The following is a 16,790-nucleotide window of genomic DNA, read 5'->3' as shown; positions in this document are numbered from 1 at the left end:
CTTACATGCGCTCCAGGGTTTCCAGGCCGAGCAGTTCCAGACCTTGTTTGAGGGTGCGGCCAGTCAGTGCGGCCAGGCGCAGCCGGCTCTGCTGCTGCGAAGGGGTTTCGGCCGCGAGGATCGGGCAGTTCTCGTAGAAGCTGGAGAACAGGCCGGCCAAGTCGTACAGGTAGCTGCACAGCACGTGCGGCGTGCCTTTTTCGGCGACGTTGTTGAGGATTTCGCCAAACTGCGCCAGGCGCGCGGCCAAGTCCTGCTCGTGGGCAGCTTGCAGCACGATTTTGCCGTCGACTTCGTCAAAGCCTTTGCCCAGCTTGCGGAACACGCCGGCTACGCGGGTGTAAGCGTACAGCAGGTAAGGCGCGGTGTTGCCTTCGAAGTTGAGCATCAGCTCGAAGTTGAAGCTGTAGTCGCTGGTGCGGTGCTTGGACAGGTCGGCGTATTTCACCGCGCCAATGCCCACCACCTCGCCGATGTGGCGCAGTTCGTCGTCGGCCAGGCTCGGGTTTTTTTCCTTGACCAGCGCGTAGGCGCGCTCCTTGGCCTCGGTGAGCAGGTCGATCAGCTTCACGGTGCCGCCGTCACGGGTCTTGAACGGGCGGCCGTCGGCGCCGTTCATGGTGCCGAAGCCCATGTGCTCCATTTGCATCGGGTGGCCGACGAAGCCAGCGCGGCGGGCCACTTCGAACACCTGATTGAAGTGCAGAGCCTGGCGCTGGTCGACGAAGTACAGTGCGCGGTCAGCCTTCAACACGTTGCTGCGGTAACGCACGGCAGCCAGGTCGGTGGTGGCGTACAGATAGCCGCCGTCAGCCTTCTGCACGATCACCGGCAGGGGGTCGCCGTCGCTGTTCTTGAACTCTTCGAGGAACACGCATTGGGCGCCCTGGTCTTCGACCAGCAGGCCCTTGGCCTTGAGGTCGGCCACCACGTTGGCCAAGTCGTCGTTGTAGGCACTTTCGCCCATCACGTCGGCCATGGTCAGCTTGACGTTGAGCAGCTCGTAGGTCTTCTGGCAGTGCGACAGCGAGATGTCCTTGAAGCGTGTCCAAAGGGCCAGGCACTCGGGGTCACCGGCTTGCAGCTTGACCACCAGGCCGCGAGCGCGAGTGGCGAACTCTTCCGATTCATCGAAGCGTTTCTTCGCCGCGCGGTAGAAGTTTTCCAGGTCCGACAGCTCGTCGCTGGTGATCGGGTTTTCCTGCAGGTAGGCCATCAGCATGCCGAACTGGGTACCCCAGTCGCCGACGTGGTTCTGGCGGATGACGTTGTCGCCCAGGAACTCCAGCACGCGCGCAACGCTGTCACCGATGATGGTCGAGCGCAGGTGGCCGACGTGCATTTCCTTGGCCAGGTTGGGTGCCGACATGTCGATCACCACCTTTTGCGCCGGGCCGGCTTTGCGCGCACCCAGGTGGGCGTCGGCCAGGGCGGCATCCAGGCGGTTGGCCAGGGCGTCGGTGTTCTGGAAGAAGTTGAGGAAGCCGGGGCCGGCAATCTCGACCTTGCTGATGTCGGCGCTGGCCGGCAGGGCGTTGATCAGTTTTTCGGCGAGGTCGCGCGGCTTCATGCCGGCCGGCTTGGCCAGCATCATGGCGATGTTGCTGGCGAAGTCGCCGTGGGTCTTGTCCCGGGCGTTTTCCACCTGGATCGCCGGCGACAGCCCTTCAGGCAGCACACCGTCGGTGACGAGTTGGGTGAGGGCTTGCTGGATCAGCTGGCGAATGGTGTCTTTCATGGGGATCTCTTTTCGACCGCAAGCGCGGTGAGCGCCTGGATGCGCAGGTGGAAAAACTGGGCATTATCCGTTGCCGGGAGCAGGTTGCCAACCTTTGGGCGGCAAGCTGGGGGGCACAAGCGGCAAGAAAAAGCGGCATCGCACCCGCCCGTCGCTTGCTTGCGGCTGGCAACTCGCAGCTTGCAGCTCAATACAGGTCTACCGGGTCGACATCCAGCGACCAGCGCACCTGGCGCCCGCTCGGCAACTGTTCCAACACTAGCAACCAGGCGCTGATCAGTCGATGCAACGGCGCCCGGGTATTGGCCTGTATCAACAATTGTGCGCGGAATCGTCCGGCGCGGCGCTCCATGGGCGCCGGTACCGGGCCCAGCAGTTCGATGCCAGGCAGGCGCTGTTCGGCCACCAGGCGCTCGGCGGCGGCACAGGCTTCGTCGAGGAAACCTTCGGCCTGCCCCGGCTTGTGTGCTTCGGCACGCAGCAAGGCCAGATGCGAGTAGGGTGGCAGCCCGGCGGCTCGGCGTTCGTCCAGGGCCTGTTCGGCGAAGGCGAAGTAGCCTTGCTCGGTTAGCTGGACCAGCAGTGGGTGGTCGGCCAGGTGGGTCTGGATGATGACCTTGCCGGGCTCTTCGGCCCGCCCGGCCCGCCCGGCCACCTGTACGATAAGTTGTGCCATGCGCTCGCTGGCGCGGAAGTCACCGGAAAACAGCCCACCATCGGCATCAAGGATGGCCACCAGGGTCACCCGCGGGAAGTGGTGGCCCTTGGCGAGCATCTGGGTGCCGACGAGGATGCTCGGCTGGCCGCGCTGGATGGTGCTGAACAGGTTGTGCATGGCGTCCTTGCGCGCCGTGCTGTCGCGGTCCACGCGCAGGATCGGGTAATCCGGGAACAGCACCTTCAGGCGCTCTTCGGCGCGCTCGGTACCGGCACCGACCGGGCGCAGGTCGACGTGGTTGCATTGCGGGCACTGTTGCGGCAGGCGTTCGTCATAGCCACAGTGGTGGCAGCGCAGCACGCCGGAGCGCTGGTGCACGGTCATGCGCGCATCGCAGCGTGGGCATTCGGACAGCCAGCCGCAATCGTGGCACAGCAAGGTTGGGGCAAAGCCGCGGCGGTTGAGGAACACCAGCACTTGTTGGCCAGCCTCCAGGGTCTGTCGGATAGCCTGCTGCAGCGGGCCACTGATGCCGCTGTCCAGTGGCAGGCTCTTCACATCAAGGCGCAGCATGCGCGGGGGGCGTGCCCCCCCGGCGCGTTGGTTCATGCGCAGCAGGCGGTAGCGGCCGGTCAGGGCGTTATGCAGGGTTTCCAGCGAGGGTGTGGCGGAGCCGAGCAGGATCGGGATGTTCTCCTGGTGAGCGCGGACCAGCGCCAGGTCGCGGGCGTGGTACCGCAGGCCTTCCTGCTGTTTATAGGAGCCGTCGTGCTCTTCGTCGATGATGATCAGGCCGGGGTTTTTCATCGGCGTGAACAATGCCGAGCGGGTGCCGATGATGATATCGGCCTCGCCGTCCCGTGCCGCCAGCCAGGCATCCAGGCGTTCGCGGTCGTTCACCGCAGAGTGCAGCAGGGCAATGCGCGCGTTGAAGCGTTGCTCGAAGCGGGCCAGGGTTTGCGGGCCGAGGTTGATCTCCGGGATCAGCACCAGCGCCTGCTTGCCGGCTTCCAGGGTTTCGCGGATCAGTTGCAGGTAGACCTCGGTCTTGCCACTGCCGGTGACGCCGGCCAGCAAGAACGCGCCGAAACCGCCAAAGCCCTCGCACACGGCGTCGAAGGCTTCGCGTTGCTCTTCGTTGAGCGGCAGTTCCGGCTGTGCCAGCCAGTGCTCATGGCGTAGTGCCGGCAAGTGGCGGCGCGTCTCGATATGCACCAGATCCTTGGCCAGCAGCAGGTCGAGGCTGTCCTTGTTCAGGTTGAGTTTGGCCAGCAGGCTGTGGGCCACGCCGTGCGGGTGCTGGGCCAGGGTCTTGAGGGCGTCGCGCTGGCGCGGCGCGCGGGCGATGCGCGGGTCTTCCAGGCGGGCGCCAGGGGCTATGTGCCAGAAGCGTTCCTGGCGCATCTCGGCGGCTTCGCCCTGGCGCAGTAGCGTGGGCAGCGCCCAGCTCAGGGTATCGCCCAGGCTGTGCTGGTAGTACTGGGCGGTCCACAGGCACAGCTTGAACAGCGACGCGGGGATGGGGGACACCGGGTCGAGCAGGGCGCTGGCAGGCTTCAGTTTGTCGGCGGGCACTTCGCTCTGCGTGCACACCTCTATCAGCACGCCGATCATTTCGCGGCGGCCAAAGGGCACGCGGATGCGCATGCCAGGGGTCAAGGTCAGGCGCGCCATGCTCGCCGGCGCCTTGTAGTCGAACAGGCGCCGCAGCGGAGAGGGCAGGGCAAGGCGCAGGATGACGTCGGACACGCGGAAAGTCTCGGAGGGCGTTACAAGGACTGGCGAGCCTAGCAGACGACGGTCGGTGCAAGCGACATCTTGCGCTGACGGTGTGCTCTGGTATTATTCGCCGCCTAATTACGTGCGGTATTCAACAATTGGTGTTGGGTGGCGGCACGCAGCTCGAGGAAGTGACCATGAAAGAAGGTATCCACCCGAACTACGAAGTAGTTGCAGTCACCTGCAGCTGCGGTAACAAGTTCGAAACTCGTTCGACCCTGGGCAACGTCCTGTCGATCGACGTTTGCAACCTGTGCCACCCGTTCTACACCGGTAAGCAGAAAGTTCTGGACACCGGTGGTCGCGTACAGAAGTTCGCCGATCGCTTCGGCATGTTCGGTGCCAAGAAGTAATCATGCGCATGGCGAATCCTTCGGGTTTCGCATTGTTGCTGAAGAAGGCGTCCCTTGTGGGCGCCTTTTTTGTGGGCGTTATCTGGCATTTCCCGGTCCTGGCGTTCTGCCCACTGCCGGACAAGCCCCAATGGGTAGCGGTACGACAGGTGGTTGATGGCGACACCTTGCGTCTGGTCGATGGCCGCAGTGTGCGGCTGATCGGTATCAATGCCCCGGAAATAGGCCGCAAGGGGCGTACCAGTGAGCCCTATGCCGAAGCTGCCAGGCGGCGATTGCAGGCCTTGGTCAAGGCCAATGACGATCGCGTCGGGCTGGTGCCTGGTGTTGAAGGTAAAGACAAGTACGGTCGCACACTGGCGCACATCTACAGCCGCAATGGCGACAATCTGGAAGCACAATTGCTTAGCGAGGGCTTGGGCTACCGCGTGGCCATTGCCCCTAATGTACGTCTCAGCGGTTGCCAGCAGCTTGCCGAACAAGGTGCGCGCCAGGCTGGCGTTGGCCTGTGGCGGCATTCGCCCGTAGTGGCTGCAGGCAATGTCGGGCAGTCAGGTTTCGCTGTTGTGCGTGGTCGTATCGAAGGCATCGAGCGAAATCGTGGTGGGGTCTGGCTTACCCTGGGCAGTACCCTGGTGCTGCAGGTTCCCGCTCGTCTGCAGCGCAACTTCCCCGCCAGCTTCTTCGATAACCTCAAGGGACGCCAGGTCGAAGCGCGCGGCTGGGTGCTGGATCGTTCCCGCAGGGGTGGCCTCAAGCCCGGGCAGCGACGCTGGGTGTTGCCATTGACCGATCCGAGCATGTTGGAGCGCATTTCAGGTTAAAAGATGTAGACATTTCGCTACTGGATTGTACACACTGTTGGTCGTATGCCCCGTGGGTTGTAGCGTAAAGTCGTAGGCTAAAGGCCTTGACACAAGTGACCGGCCAGTCTTGTGGCTCCCCGGCTCTTTGCGTATCCTCGGCGGTCCGTCAGAACAGTAAATAGCGGAATGCCCACCATGTCAGACCTGAAAACCGCCGCTCTCGAATATCACGCTCAACCTCGTCCGGGGAAACTGAGCGTTGAACTCTCCAAGCCCACTGCCACCGCCCGTGACCTCGCCCTGGCCTACAGCCCAGGTGTTGCAGAGCCGGTGCGCGAAATTGGCCGTGATCCAGAGCTGGCTTACAAATACACCGGCAAAGGCAACCTGGTTGCGGTGATTTCCGATGGCACTGCCATCCTCGGTCTGGGTGACCTCGGCCCACTGGCTTCCAAGCCGGTCATGGAAGGCAAGGGTGTTCTGTTCAAGCGTTTCGCCGGTATCGATGTGTTCGACATCGAAGTCGAATCGGAAAGCCCGCAAGCGTTCATCGACACCGTTCGCCGCATTTCGATCACCTTCGGTGGCATCAACCTTGAAGACATCAAGGCACCTGAGTGCTTTGAAATCGAACGTACCCTGATCGAACAGTGCGACATCCCGGTGTTCCACGATGACCAGCACGGTACTGCCATCGTGACTGCCGCTGGCATGATCAACGCCCTGGAAATCGCCGGCAAGAAACTGGAAGAAGCCAAGATCGTCTGCCTGGGCGCCGGCGCTGCTGCCATTTCCTGCATGAAGCTGCTGGTAAGCATGGGTGCGAAGGTCGAGAACATCTTCATGATCGACCGTAGTGGCGTGATCCACGCTGGCCGTGACGACCTGAACCAGTACAAGGCGCAGTTCGCCCACGCGACCGACAAGCGCACCCTGGCCGACGCCCTTGACGGTGCCGACGTGTTCGTAGGTCTGTCTGGCCCGAACCTGCTGAGCCCGGAAGGCCTGAAGTCGATGGCTGCCAACCCGATCGTGTTCGCCTGCTCGAACCCGGACCCGGAAATCTCGCCAGAGCTGGCGCATGCCACTCGCAACGACGTTATCATGGCTACCGGTCGCTCCGACTACCCGAACCAGGTCAACAACGTACTGGGCTTCCCGTTCATCTTCCGTGGTGCTCTGGACGTTCGCGCCAAGCGTATCAACGAAGAAATGAAGATCGCTGCCGCTATCGCCCTGAAAGACCTGGCCAAGCTGCCAGTGCCGAAGGAAGTTTGCGAAGCCTATGGCGTTGAAGGCCTGGAGTTCGGTCGTGAGTACATCATTCCGAAGCCGCTGGATGCACGCTTGATCACCGTCGTTTCCGATGCTGTGGCCAAGGCTGCCATTGAATCCGGCGTGGCTACCCTGCCTTATCCGAAGCATTACCCGCTGACCAGCGTGGATGAAGTGTTCAACGGCTGATTGCCGCGACACTAAAAAGCCCCGGCTCACATGAGCCGGGGCTTTTTATTGGGGCTTGGGAATGTGTCAGGGCTGCAGGGTGTTCGTCAGGGCACTTATGGCGCCTATCAGATCGAGCGCCGCCCGCGCGGCGCTCGATTCACGCGCCCACGCAAAACCTGAGTCAGGCGCCCTGCCTTAGAACAGATCCATCGGCGTCGCTTCATCGGCTGGAAGCGGGCTGCCCGGTGCCACGCCATTGCCCAGTTCGTCCACCGACGGCGGCGAGTCTTCGGCTTTGAACAGCTCGAAGTAGGCATTCGGTGTGCTCGGCGATGCGGCTCGACCGCTGACCGGGTCGACGCGCAAGCTGAGAATGCCTTCCGGTTCTGCCGGGGCATGCGCAGGCTTGTCCTTGAGCGCCGCGCCCATGAAGTTCATCCAGATCGGCAGGGCCGCAGTCCCGCCATATTCGCGGCGGCCGAGGGTTTCCGGTTGGTCGAAGCCGACCCAAACGGTAGTCACGTAATCGGCGTTGTAACCGGAGAACCAGGCGTCCTTGGATTCGTTGGTCGTACCCGTCTTGCCCGCCAGGTCGGTGCGGCCCAAGGCCAGCGCCCGGCGGCCGGTGCCGCGCTTGATCACGTCCTGCAGCATGCTGGTGAGGATGTAGGTGGTACGCCCATCGATGATCTGTTCGGCCACTGCCGGCGCTTGCGATGCCGCGGCCACCTGGCTGAAGGCAGAAGGTGCCTCGCCTGGCATGGCCGCAGTGCTGATTGGCTGCTCGGGTGCGGCCAGGCCCGCCTGGTCTTCGGCACCTTGCGGTACGCGGGCCGGGTTGGCGGTGAACAGTGTCTCGCCGCTGCGGCTCTCGATGCGCTCGATCAGGTACGGGGTGATCTTGTACCCACCGTTGGCAAAGGTGCTCCAGCCGGTGGCGATTTCCATCGGGGTCAGGGTGGCGGTGCCCAGGGCCAGCGACAGGTTGCGCGGCAGGTCCTGTTTGTTGAAGCCGAACTTGGCGATGTAGTCGATGGTGCGGTCCACGCCCATGGCTTGCAGCAGGCGGATCGACACCAGGTTACGTGACTTGTACAGCGCCTCACGCATGCGGATAGGGCCGAGGAAGGTGTTGGTATCGTTCTTCGGTCGCCACACTTTATCCACCGACTCGTCAACGAACACGATCGGCGCATCGTTGACCAGGCTGGAAGCGGTGTAGCCGCTGTCCAGCGCGGCGCTGTAGATGAATGGTTTGAAACTTGAGCCCGGTTGGCGCTTGGCCTGCACGGCGCGGTTGTAGTTGCTCTGCTCGAACGAGAAACCGCCGACCAGGGCGCGGATGGCGCCGCTGTTCGGGTCAAGGGTGACCAGGGCGCTCTGCGCAACGGGCACCTGGCTGAACTTCAATGTGCCATCGTCAAGGCGTTGCAGGCGCACCAGGTCACCGACCTGGGCCACGTCGGCCGGCGATTGCGGTGAACGGCCCTGGGCGTTGTTGTTGATGAACGGGCGCGCCCATTTCATGGTGTCCCAGGCAACCTGCGCCTCTTGGCCGTCACGGGTCAGCACCTTGAGGCCGGTGTGTTCCACCTGGGTGACAATGGCTGGTTCCAGGCCGCCAAGGGTGCGTTGCTTGCCCAGCTCCTGCAGCCACGCTGCCTGGGTGCGGCCCGGGAAGCGTGCTTCAGGGCCACGGTAGCCGTGGCGCTCATCGTAATCGGAGAGGCCCTTGAGGACGGCCTTGTTGGCCATTTCCTGCATGTCGCTAGGCACGGTGGTCGTGACGCGGAAGCCTTCGGTGTAGGCGTCGCTGCCGTAGCGGCCGACCATTTCCGCGCGGGCCATTTCGGCGATGTACGGGGCATTCACCTCAGGCGTCGGCACGTGATAGCTGGCGTTGAGCGGCTCGGCCAGGGCGGCCTCGTAGCTGGCCTGGTCGATCTTGCCCAGCTTGTACATGCGCCCGAGGATCCAGTCGCGGCGCTCTTTGGCGCGCACCGGGTTGGCCAGCGGGTTGAAGCGCGACGGTGCCTTGGGCAGGCCGGCGATCATCGCCATCTGCGCCAGGCTCACGTCACGAATGGACTTGCCGTAGTACACCTGCGCAGCTGCATCGATACCGTAGGCGCGGTTGCCCAGGTAGATCTTGTTCACGTACAGCTCGAGGATTTCGTCCTTGGTCAGCTCACGCTCGATCTGCAGGGCCAGCAGGATTTCGTTGGTCTTGCGTGAGAAGCTGCGCTCACTGGTGAGGAAGAAGTTCTTCGCCACCTGCATGGTGATGGTGCTGCCGCCGGTCTGGATATGACCGGTTTTCACCAGCTGGGTTGCTGCGCGCATCAGGCTGCTGGGGTCGACACCGTAGTGGTTGAGGAAATTGTCGTCCTCGGCTGACAGCAGCGCCTGAATGAATTGTGGGGGAATTTCCGCGAAGCGGATCGGCGAGCGGCGCATTTCGCCGAATTCGGCAATCAGCTTGCCATCGCTGCTGTACACCCTGAGGGGGATCTGCAACTGGATGCTTCTGAGGGACTCGACCGAGGGCAGGCTGGGACTAAGATACAGAAACGCACCGCTCACACCGAGTACGAGCGCGCAGATGACTGCGACGGAAGACCACCAGAAGAACTTCAGCAGACGTATCAAGGCTTTTCGGTGTCCAGGTTGGGAGTGGATTGCACGCAGGTCCGGTGGACCAAAAAACGCTGGGCATTATAAGCATTTTTCGCCTTTCCGGGTGACCGGCCAGGCTACTCGTCGACTCGATGGGTAGCCCTGGCCCAGTGTTGCCGCGGGGTTGCGACAGGTGGCTGCGCTTGGCAGCTGTAACAGACAGCAAAGGAGTCGCGATGTTTGGACGCTTCGGCAAGGATGCCGGTTCACTCGTGGGGGTGGAAATTACGCCCGACGCCGTTCGGATCATGCAACTGCAGCAGCGCAATCGACGCTGCCGTGTGATGGGGTCGGCACAAGAGCTGTTTCAGGCGCCGCTGGCCGATGACTGGGCTCAGGCGCCTGGGGTGGTGGTGGCTGCGCTGCAGCGAGCTTACCGGCGCAGCGGCCTCAGGCAACGCCGGGTAGCGCTGGCATTGCCGGCCAGTCAGGTTATCTGCAAGTTGTGCCATCTGCCGGTGGAGCAGAGCGGGGCGCAGTTGGAGGCACAGCTGCTTGCCGATGCAGAGCGGCTGTTTCCGTTTCCGCTGGAAGACCTGGCCTTGGATTTTCAGGTCATGGGGGCTTCCCATGACCAGCCAGGTTGCTCCGAGGTAATGGTTGCAGCCTGTCGGCAAAGTGCGCTGGCGTCACTCGAAGCCGTCGTCGAGGAGGCAGGCTTGCAGTTGGAAGCCGTCGAGGTCGACAACATTGCCTTGTGCCGCATGTTGCCACAGGGTGGCCTTGAGGGAGCAGCACTGCTGCGTGTCGAAAACCGCAGCGTAACCCTTCATGACTGGCAGCCGGGCAGGGCGTACCAGCGCTGTGAGCTGCAAACGACTGGCCCGGACATGAACGGGCAATGGCCAGAGCGCCTCCAGGCTTTACTGGTCGGGCAGAGCCTGCCTGCGGGGTTGTGGGTTGCCAGCAGCTCATCGATCAATCCGGGTTGGCTACAAGCCTTGGGCAGCCGGCTGAATGTGCCGTGCACCTACCTGCCTGGGCTGGCAGGGCTGGAAGATGTTGATGGGGCGATGCTCCTGGCCTGCGCCTTGGCCTTGGGAGGGCTGCGCCCATGATGCGGCTGAACCTTCTGCCCTGGCGCGAACGGCAGCGTCAGGCGGCGCTGCGGCGCTTTCGAGGCCAGTTGATTGCTGGCGCACTCCTGGCTTTGTGCGCCGTGATGCTGGTCGATCAGCTGGCCCGCCAACGCGGGCAGCAGCAGGTGCTGGCCAATACCCAGCGCCAAGCGACCCTTGATATACAGGATGAGCAGTTGCAGCCGCTGGCCGAAGTGCGTGCACAGCATGAAGCGCTACTTGCCCGTGTGGTGGCCCTGGAGGGCCTGCGCGCCCATCAGGGTGTATTGGCCGGTGTCTTCGCCGACCTTGAAGGGGCGTTGCCTGAAGGTGTGCAGCTAGTCGGCCTGAGCCTTGATAGTGGTCGCCTGCAGGTGACAGGGTTGGCTGCGTCCGGTGCTGTGGTGGCGCAGTTCATGCGCGACTTGAACCGCTCGAACGTTTTGCTCGATCTGGAGCTCAAGCGCATCAAGAGCCTGCCGGACGGCGATGAGTTTCTGCTCACCGCTCGCGTTGCGGCGTTCTGGTCGTGAGTCCAGCGCAGATGCTCGCTTGGCTGGCGGTGGTCGAGGGCTCAGGCCGCTTCCGACGGCTGGCGCCAGTGCTGATCGCTGTTGTGTTGTTCAGCCTGGGCTGCGCGATGCGCCTGCCTGCCCTGTTACAGCAGCAGGCGCGGGAGGATGCCAGGCATGTCGATTTGAACCAGCTGCAGGCAGCCAATGCAGCGCAGTTGGCCGAACTGGAGCGGCTGAAGGCTTTAGTGGTGATTGCCGAACAGCGGTTGCAAGAGGCGCACTGGTATCTGGCCGCCGGGGAGAGCATGAGCGACCTGCTTGAACGGCTGGCAGTGTCGGGGCATGCACATGGCTTGCTTGTCGAACGCCTCGATGTAGAGGCAGGTGAGCAACAGGCCGGATTCAGCAAGGTACCGCTGGTGGTGCAAGTGGTGGGGCGTTATCCGGCCTTGCGGCTGTGGCTGGACGACTGGTTAGGGCAGGCACGGATTCTGCGCAGCGGTGACATGAGCCTGGCAACCGTTGATCGCCAGCCTGGACTGTTGCGCCTGCAGTTGCGGGTTGATGCCTATCACGCGGCTTCGCCCGTGAAGGCACCTGCAATGCTGGCGTACCTGCCGGCAAGGGCCGCAATGGCTGCGCCTGAAGTGGACCCGTTTGCGCCCGCTGCGGCGCGAGTGGCCAGCGCCGGGCTGGTCGGCGTGCCGTTGGCGCAGCTGGAAATGGTCGGCAGCCTGGCGCGCGGGGCGGCACGCGAGGCACTGCTGATGGCGGCTGGCAAGCTCTATCGCGTACGCCCGGGCGACCGGGTAGGGCGTGATCAGGGGGTAGTGATGCATATAGACCAACGTCAGGTCGAAGTGCGTGAGCGGCTGTTCATGGCGGGGGTATGGCACGAGCGCACGGCGTTCATCACCCTCACCAAGCGCCTGGGCAAGGAGGCCTCGGACCCGAATGAAAATGTGGATGAAATACCTGTTGGCGACCCTGCTGTCGATCCCGCTGGCTTCGGCGACGCCTTACCAGGGTGAACCCCTGTCGCTGAACTTCCAGGATGTTGAGGTGCGTGCGGTGCTGCAGGTGCTGGCTGACTACGCTGGCGTCAACCTGGTCGCCAGTGACGCAGTACAAGGCAGTGTCACTTTGCGTTTGCAGGACGTGCCGTGGGATCAGGCGCTTGACCTGGTGCTGCGCAGCAAGGGCCTGTCCCGGCGCCAGGAGGGCAATGTGCTGTTGGTGGCACCTGCAGCCGAGTTTGCCGCGCAATCAGCAGGCGCCCGGGTGAGTCAGGCGCTGGATGCGCACCTGCAGCCATTACGTCGGGAGCTGCTGCCCATTCACCACGCCAAGGCCGCCGATCTGGCGCAGTTGCTGCTGGCAGGCCTGGAGGGTGACGGCATCCCTCCGGCTAGCTTGAGTGTCGATGAGCGCACCAACACGTTGGTGGTGCATCTGCCCGCTGACCGCCTGGCCGAGATGCGCCAGCTGGTGGCGCAGTTGGATGTGCCGGTGCGCCAGGTAGCGATCGAGGCGCGTATCGTCGAGGCCAACGTCGATTATGAGAAAAGCCTGGGGGTACGCTGGGGGGGGCCGCTGTACGGCGAGAAACTGCGGCCCGGCAAGGAGCTGTTCGTCGACCTCGGTCTGGAGCGTGCCGGCAGCAGTATCGGCCTGGGTTTGTTGCGCGGTGACGTGCTGCTGGACCTGGAGCTCAGTGCCATGGAAAAAAGCGGCAACGGCGAAATCATTTCGCAGCCCAAGGTGGTCACGGCTGACAAGGAAACGGCGAGGATCCTCAAGGGTACCGAGGTGCCTTACCAGGAAACGAGCCAAAGCGGCGCTACCTCGGTATCGTTTCGCGAAGCCTCGCTGTCGCTGGAAGTAACGCCACAGATCACCCCGGACAACAAGGTGATCATGACCGTCAGGGTGACCAAGGACGAGCCGGATTACGTCAATGCCTTGAACAACGTACCGCCGATCCGCAAGAACGAGGTCAATGCCAAGGTTCGTGTGGCTGACGGCGAAACGATCGTGATCGGTGGCGTCTACTCGACTTCGCAAAACAATGTGGTCGACAAGGTGCCATTTTTCGGCGATCTGCCGTATGTTGGGCGGCTGTTTCGACGCGATGCATTACAAGAGAAAAAATCCGAGCTGCTGGTCTTCCTGACTCCGCGTATCATGAGTGACCAGGCGATTGCTGTGAGTCGTTGATTCTGTGCGAAATTTGATACTTGTGGGGCCCATGGGCGCTGGTAAAAGCACCATCGGACGCCTGTTGGCCAAAGAGCTGCGCCTGCTGTTCAAGGATTCCGACAAGGAAATCGAACTGCGATGCGGCGCGAACATCCCGTGGATATTCGACAAGGAAGGCGAGCCGGGTTTCCGTGATCGCGAGCAAGCGATGATTGCCGAGTTGTGCGCGCTCGACGGTGTGGTGCTGGCCACCGGCGGTGGCGCGGTGATGCGCGAAGCCAACCGGCAGGCGCTGCATCAGGGTGGCCGGGTGATCTACCTGCATGCTTCGGTCGAGCAGCAAGTCGGCCGCACCGCGCGCGACCGCAATCGCCCGCTGCTGCGCACGGCCAATCCCGAGGCGACCTTGCGCACCTTGCTGGAAACCCGCGACCCGCTCTACCGCGAGATCGCCGACCTGGTGGTTGAAACCGACGAGCGGCCACCACGCATGGTGGTGATCGATATTCTCGAGCGCTTGCAGCAGTTGCCGCCCCGTTAACCCGGGACTATTCTCGGCCTCCAGCGCCGAGGCGAGGCTCAACGTTACCGCGCAGGTCGCCGGATGGCGCCGCGCCCAAGTACATTGTGGGGATACATGCAGACACTAAAGGTCGACCTGGGCGAGCGTAGCTACCCGATCTACATTGGCGAAGGCCTGCTGGACCAGCCTGAGCTGCTGGCGCCGCACATTGCGGGTCGGCAGGTTGCCATCGTTTCCAACGAGACCGTCGCGCCGCTGTATCTCGAACGCCTGAGCAAGGCCCTTGGTGCCTACTCGGTACTGCCCGTTGTGTTGCCCGATGGTGAAGCCCACAAGAACTGGGAAACATTGCAGCTGATCTTCGATGGCCTGCTGACAGCTCGGCATGATCGTCGTACTACTGTGGTCGCTCTGGGTGGTGGCGTGATTGGTGACATGGCTGGTTTCGCAGCCGCCTGCTACCAGCGCGGTGTCGATTTCATCCAGGTGCCGACTACCCTGTTGTCCCAGGTCGACTCTTCCGTAGGTGGCAAGACCGGCATCAATCATCCGCTGGGCAAGAACATGGTCGGTGCGTTCTATCAGCCCAAGGCGGTGCTGATCGATACCACCAGCCTCAAGACCCTGCCAGCGCGCGAGCTGTCTGCAGGTCTGGCCGAAGTGATCAAGTACGGCCTGATTTGCGACAAGCCGTTCCTCGCCTGGCTCGAAGACAATATGCAGGCACTGCGTGCCCTCGATTCGGCAGCCCTGACCGAGGCCATCCGCCGCTCCTGCGCGGCCAAGGCCGCAGTGGTGGGTGCCGACGAGCGCGAGTCCGGCCTACGGGCCACGCTGAACCTGGGGCATACCTTCGGGCATGCTATCGAAACCCATATGGGCTATGGCGTGTGGCTGCACGGCGAAGCCGTCGCGGCGGGCACAGTGATGGCCCTGGAAATGTCCATGCGCCTTGGCTGGATCGACCAGGCTGAGCGCGATCGTGGAATCCGCCTGTTGCAGGACGCAGGTTTGCCGGTGGTGCCACCACAGGAAATGACCCCGGCGCATTTCATGGAGCACATGGCGGTCGACAAGAAGGTGCTCGACGGTCGTTTGCGTCTGGTGCTGCTGCGCCAGATGGGCGAGGCCGTGGTGACCGACGACTATTCGAAAGAGATTCTCCAGGCCACGCTGTCGGCGGACTACCGCGCGATCGTGGCCCAGCTTTGAGGTTGTGACAGCGCAATGACAAGTTTGCATGCCGATGAGGCCTTTCTCGACCATTACCAGTTGAGCCATGATCCATTCGCGCCCCGCGTACCTGGCTTCAAGTTCTTCCCGGCCCAGCGCAAGCCCGTGCTTGGCCAACTGCACCACCTGGCGCGCTATAGCCAGCTGATGCTGGTGGTCAGTGGCCCATTGGGCAGCGGCAAGTCGCTGCTGCGCCAGGCCCTGGTGGCCAGCACCAACAAGCAGGCTGTGCAAAGTGTGGTGGTGTCGGCCCGCAGCGCCAGCGATGCCTCCAGTATGCTCGCGCAGGTCGCGCAGGAGCTGGGTGTCGCCCAGCCCGAGGTGCAGGCGATCCTGTCGAAGGTGGTGCAGCTGGCACTGATCGGGCAGGAAGTGTATTTGCTGGTGGACGATGCGGAACAACTCGACGAGTCGGCACTCCAAGCGTTGCTGGAGTTGGCGGCGGGGGTTCCTGAAGGGCGTCCGCACGTGTTTCTGTTCGGTGAGCCATCGCTGATTGCCGGGCTGGATGAGCTCAATGTCGAGGAAGAACGTTTTCACATCATCGAGCTTGCGCCCTACAGTGAAGAAGAAACCCGCGAGTACCTGGAACAGCGCCTGGAAGGGGCTGGCCGGGGCATCGAGGTGTTCAGCCGTGAACAGATCGCCGATATCCATGAAAACTCCGACGGCTGGCCTGGCAACATCAATCAGGTCGCCCGTGACACTTTGATCGAAGCCATGATCGCCAGCCGCTCGACGGCCAAGCGACCAACCATGGGGTTCAAGATGCCTAAAAAACATGTGCTCGCGCTGTCCGCTGTGGTCGTGGTTGCCGTTGCGGCCGCGGTATTGATGCCCAAGAAAGGCGACAAGGCCCCTGCCGAAGCGCCGGCTGCCCAGGCCCAGTTGCCACTGGGCGACGGCAAGCAGGGTGCTGCCATCGAGTTCTCTGGCTCGTCCCAGCCAATGCCGCTGCCACTGGTTGGCCAGTCGCAGCCGGTGATGCGCGAGCCGCTGGCCCAAGCCGCAGGCATGGGCGAGGGTGAAGAGGGAGGCCCGGCTGTCGACACCGCGCTGCAGCCTGGCAACCCGCCACCCACCGTGACCACCATCGCTCCGCCACAAGGTGTGCCGGCTGGCCCGGCGCCTGCGCCTGCCCAGCCCGTGCAGTCGGTTGCGCCTGCGCCCAAGCCTGTTGCAACCCAGCCCGCCAAGCCGGTTGCGCCGGCCAAGCCAGCACCGGCGCCGACCCAGGTCGCCGTGGCCAAGCCGGCTGCCAAAGCTGCCGAAAAACCAGCCGCCGCTGGCGCTGGCAACAGTGGCTGGTATGCCGGACAGAAGCCGGGCAATTATGTGGTGCAGATCCTTGGTACCAGCTCCGAAGCGTCGGCCCAGGCTTACGTCAAGGCCCAGGGTGGCGACTATCGCTACTTCAAGAAAAACCTGCAGGGCAAGCCTCTGTACGTCGTGACTTACGGCAGTTTCGCCAACCGCGACGCAGCGGTTGCGGCAATCAAGAACTTGCCAGCGAAGGTCCAGGCTGGTAAACCTTGGCCACGTACCGTCGGCAGCGTCCAACAAGAGCTGGCCACGGCCCGCTGATACCTTCCGGGCGGCATCACCCCGCCGCCCAGTAGCTAAGCGAATTCTAGCTTTCGACTAGCCTGCTGCGCCCGAGCGCGGCAGGCTTTTCTGTCCCGGACTGCCGGCCACAAGCCCTTAGTTGCAGTCATGGCTGAAACGCTTCAGACTCGAGCCAAGCCGCTATCACGGCGCATGGCGCAAAAACATTCAAAATTGCGACATAAATTTTCAATGGCGAGA

At 63.0% G+C, this 16,790-nt stretch carries 13 protein-coding genes; 10 read left to right on the top strand and 3 right to left on the bottom strand.

All coding sequences use genetic code 11. The features are described 5' to 3' along the window. Nucleotide 1: 1 nt before the first annotated feature. Entirely contained in the window at nucleotides 2-1,738 is a 1,737-nt protein-coding gene (gene argS, locus ACI7M0_RS25065; protein WP_010955633.1) for an arginine--tRNA ligase, read from the bottom strand. A gap of 187 nt (nucleotides 1,739-1,925) precedes the next feature. Then, the gene (locus ACI7M0_RS25060; RefSeq protein WP_129971884.1) at nucleotides 1,926-4,145 is read right to left on the bottom strand and encodes a primosomal protein N'; all 2,220 of its coding nucleotides are present in this window, start codon (nucleotides 4,143-4,145) and stop codon (nucleotides 1,926-1,928) included. A gap of 167 nt (nucleotides 4,146-4,312) precedes the next feature. Here ACI7M0_RS25060 and rpmE point away from each other — a divergent pair, with 167 nt between their 5' ends. From rpmE to ACI7M0_RS25045, 3 genes are all read left to right on the top strand, one after another. Then, nucleotides 4,313-4,528 carry a 50S ribosomal protein L31 gene (gene rpmE / locus ACI7M0_RS25055; protein ID WP_003249127.1) on the top strand — a complete coding sequence of 72 codons (216 nt, stop codon included), beginning with the start codon at nucleotides 4,313-4,315 and terminating at the stop codon, nucleotides 4,526-4,528. A gap of 2 nt (nucleotides 4,529-4,530) precedes the next feature. Next, nucleotides 4,531-5,352 carry a thermonuclease family protein gene (locus tag ACI7M0_RS25050; RefSeq protein ID WP_129932745.1) on the top strand — a complete coding sequence of 274 codons (822 nt, stop codon included), beginning with the start codon at nucleotides 4,531-4,533 and terminating at the stop codon, nucleotides 5,350-5,352. A gap of 177 nt (nucleotides 5,353-5,529) precedes the next feature. Continuing rightward, nucleotides 5,530-6,798 (top strand): malic enzyme-like NAD(P)-binding protein, encoded by a 1,269-nt coding sequence (locus ACI7M0_RS25045; protein ID WP_004575488.1) that lies wholly within the window; start codon nucleotides 5,530-5,532, stop codon nucleotides 6,796-6,798. A 177-nt stretch (nucleotides 6,799-6,975) separates the two neighbouring features. Here ACI7M0_RS25045 and ACI7M0_RS25040 read toward each other — a convergent pair whose 3' ends face one another. Then, nucleotides 6,976-9,426 carry a penicillin-binding protein 1A gene (locus ACI7M0_RS25040; protein ID WP_371920359.1) on the bottom strand — a complete coding sequence of 817 codons (2,451 nt, stop codon included), beginning with the start codon at nucleotides 9,424-9,426 and terminating at the stop codon, nucleotides 6,976-6,978. A gap of 206 nt (nucleotides 9,427-9,632) precedes the next feature. On the opposite strand from ACI7M0_RS25040, the gene pilM reads away from it, so the two are divergent. From pilM to ACI7M0_RS25005, 7 genes are all read left to right on the top strand, one after another. Then, the gene (gene pilM / locus ACI7M0_RS25035; RefSeq protein ID WP_129932743.1) at nucleotides 9,633-10,514 is read left to right on the top strand and encodes a type IV pilus biogenesis protein PilM; all 882 of its coding nucleotides are present in this window, start codon (nucleotides 9,633-9,635) and stop codon (nucleotides 10,512-10,514) included. After that, nucleotides 10,511-11,047, top strand: a complete 537-nt coding sequence (locus tag ACI7M0_RS25030; protein WP_020191285.1) for a PilN domain-containing protein — start codon at nucleotides 10,511-10,513, stop codon at nucleotides 11,045-11,047. The genes pilM and ACI7M0_RS25030 overlap by 4 nt, the downstream gene beginning before the upstream one ends. An 11-nt stretch (nucleotides 11,048-11,058) precedes the next feature. Further along, entirely contained in the window at nucleotides 11,059-12,060 is a 1,002-nt protein-coding gene (locus ACI7M0_RS25025) for a pilus assembly protein PilP (RefSeq protein ID WP_129932747.1), read from the top strand. Beyond that, nucleotides 11,984-13,246 carry a type IV pilus secretin PilQ gene (locus ACI7M0_RS25020; RefSeq protein ID WP_129932742.1) on the top strand — a complete coding sequence of 421 codons (1,263 nt, stop codon included), beginning with the start codon at nucleotides 11,984-11,986 and terminating at the stop codon, nucleotides 13,244-13,246. The genes ACI7M0_RS25025 and ACI7M0_RS25020 overlap by 77 nt, the downstream gene beginning before the upstream one ends. A 4-nt stretch (nucleotides 13,247-13,250) precedes the next feature. Next, entirely contained in the window at nucleotides 13,251-13,769 is a 519-nt protein-coding gene (gene aroK / locus ACI7M0_RS25015) for a shikimate kinase AroK (RefSeq protein ID WP_010955625.1), read from the top strand. Between the two features lie 96 nt (nucleotides 13,770-13,865). Beyond that, nucleotides 13,866-14,963, top strand: a complete 1,098-nt coding sequence (aroB, locus tag ACI7M0_RS25010; RefSeq protein ID WP_010955624.1) for a 3-dehydroquinate synthase — start codon at nucleotides 13,866-13,868, stop codon at nucleotides 14,961-14,963. Nucleotides 14,964-14,978: 15 nt separating this feature from the next. Further along, nucleotides 14,979-16,568: an SPOR domain-containing protein gene (locus ACI7M0_RS25005; protein WP_129932741.1), complete on the top strand. Its 1,590-nt coding sequence runs from the start codon at nucleotides 14,979-14,981 to the stop codon at nucleotides 16,566-16,568. Nucleotides 16,569-16,790 lie beyond the last annotated feature (222 nt).

The sequence above is a fragment of the Pseudomonas sp. 10(2024) genome (assembly GCF_045164175.1).
In the GTDB taxonomy this organism is placed as follows: domain Bacteria; phylum Pseudomonadota; class Gammaproteobacteria; order Pseudomonadales; family Pseudomonadaceae; genus Aquipseudomonas; species Aquipseudomonas alloputida.
Note: the sequence above shows the minus strand (reverse complement) of the source record. Positions and strands in the feature narration are given on the sequence as shown.

What these genes read in the sequence shown, in the direction of transcription:
- argS (WP_010955633.1), bottom strand. Translation starts at nt 1,738, where the DNA reads ATGAAAGACACCATTCGCCAGCTGATCCAGCAAGCCCTCACCCAACTC.
- rpmE (WP_003249127.1), top strand. Translation starts at nt 4,313, where the DNA reads ATGAAAGAAGGTATCCACCCGAACTACGAAGTAGTTGCAGTCACCTGC.
- ACI7M0_RS25050 (WP_129932745.1), top strand. Translation starts at nt 4,531, where the DNA reads ATGCGCATGGCGAATCCTTCGGGTTTCGCATTGTTGCTGAAGAAGGCG.
- ACI7M0_RS25045 (WP_004575488.1), top strand. Translation starts at nt 5,530, where the DNA reads ATGTCAGACCTGAAAACCGCCGCTCTCGAATATCACGCTCAACCTCGT.
- pilM (WP_129932743.1), top strand. Translation starts at nt 9,633, where the DNA reads ATGTTTGGACGCTTCGGCAAGGATGCCGGTTCACTCGTGGGGGTGGAA.
- ACI7M0_RS25030 (WP_020191285.1), top strand. Translation starts at nt 10,511, where the DNA reads ATGATGCGGCTGAACCTTCTGCCCTGGCGCGAACGGCAGCGTCAGGCG.
- ACI7M0_RS25025 (WP_129932747.1), top strand. Translation starts at nt 11,059, where the DNA reads ATGCTCGCTTGGCTGGCGGTGGTCGAGGGCTCAGGCCGCTTCCGACGG.
- ACI7M0_RS25020 (WP_129932742.1), top strand. Translation starts at nt 11,984, where the DNA reads ATGAAAATGTGGATGAAATACCTGTTGGCGACCCTGCTGTCGATCCCG.
- aroB (WP_010955624.1), top strand. Translation starts at nt 13,866, where the DNA reads ATGCAGACACTAAAGGTCGACCTGGGCGAGCGTAGCTACCCGATCTAC.
- ACI7M0_RS25005 (WP_129932741.1), top strand. Translation starts at nt 14,979, where the DNA reads ATGACAAGTTTGCATGCCGATGAGGCCTTTCTCGACCATTACCAGTTG.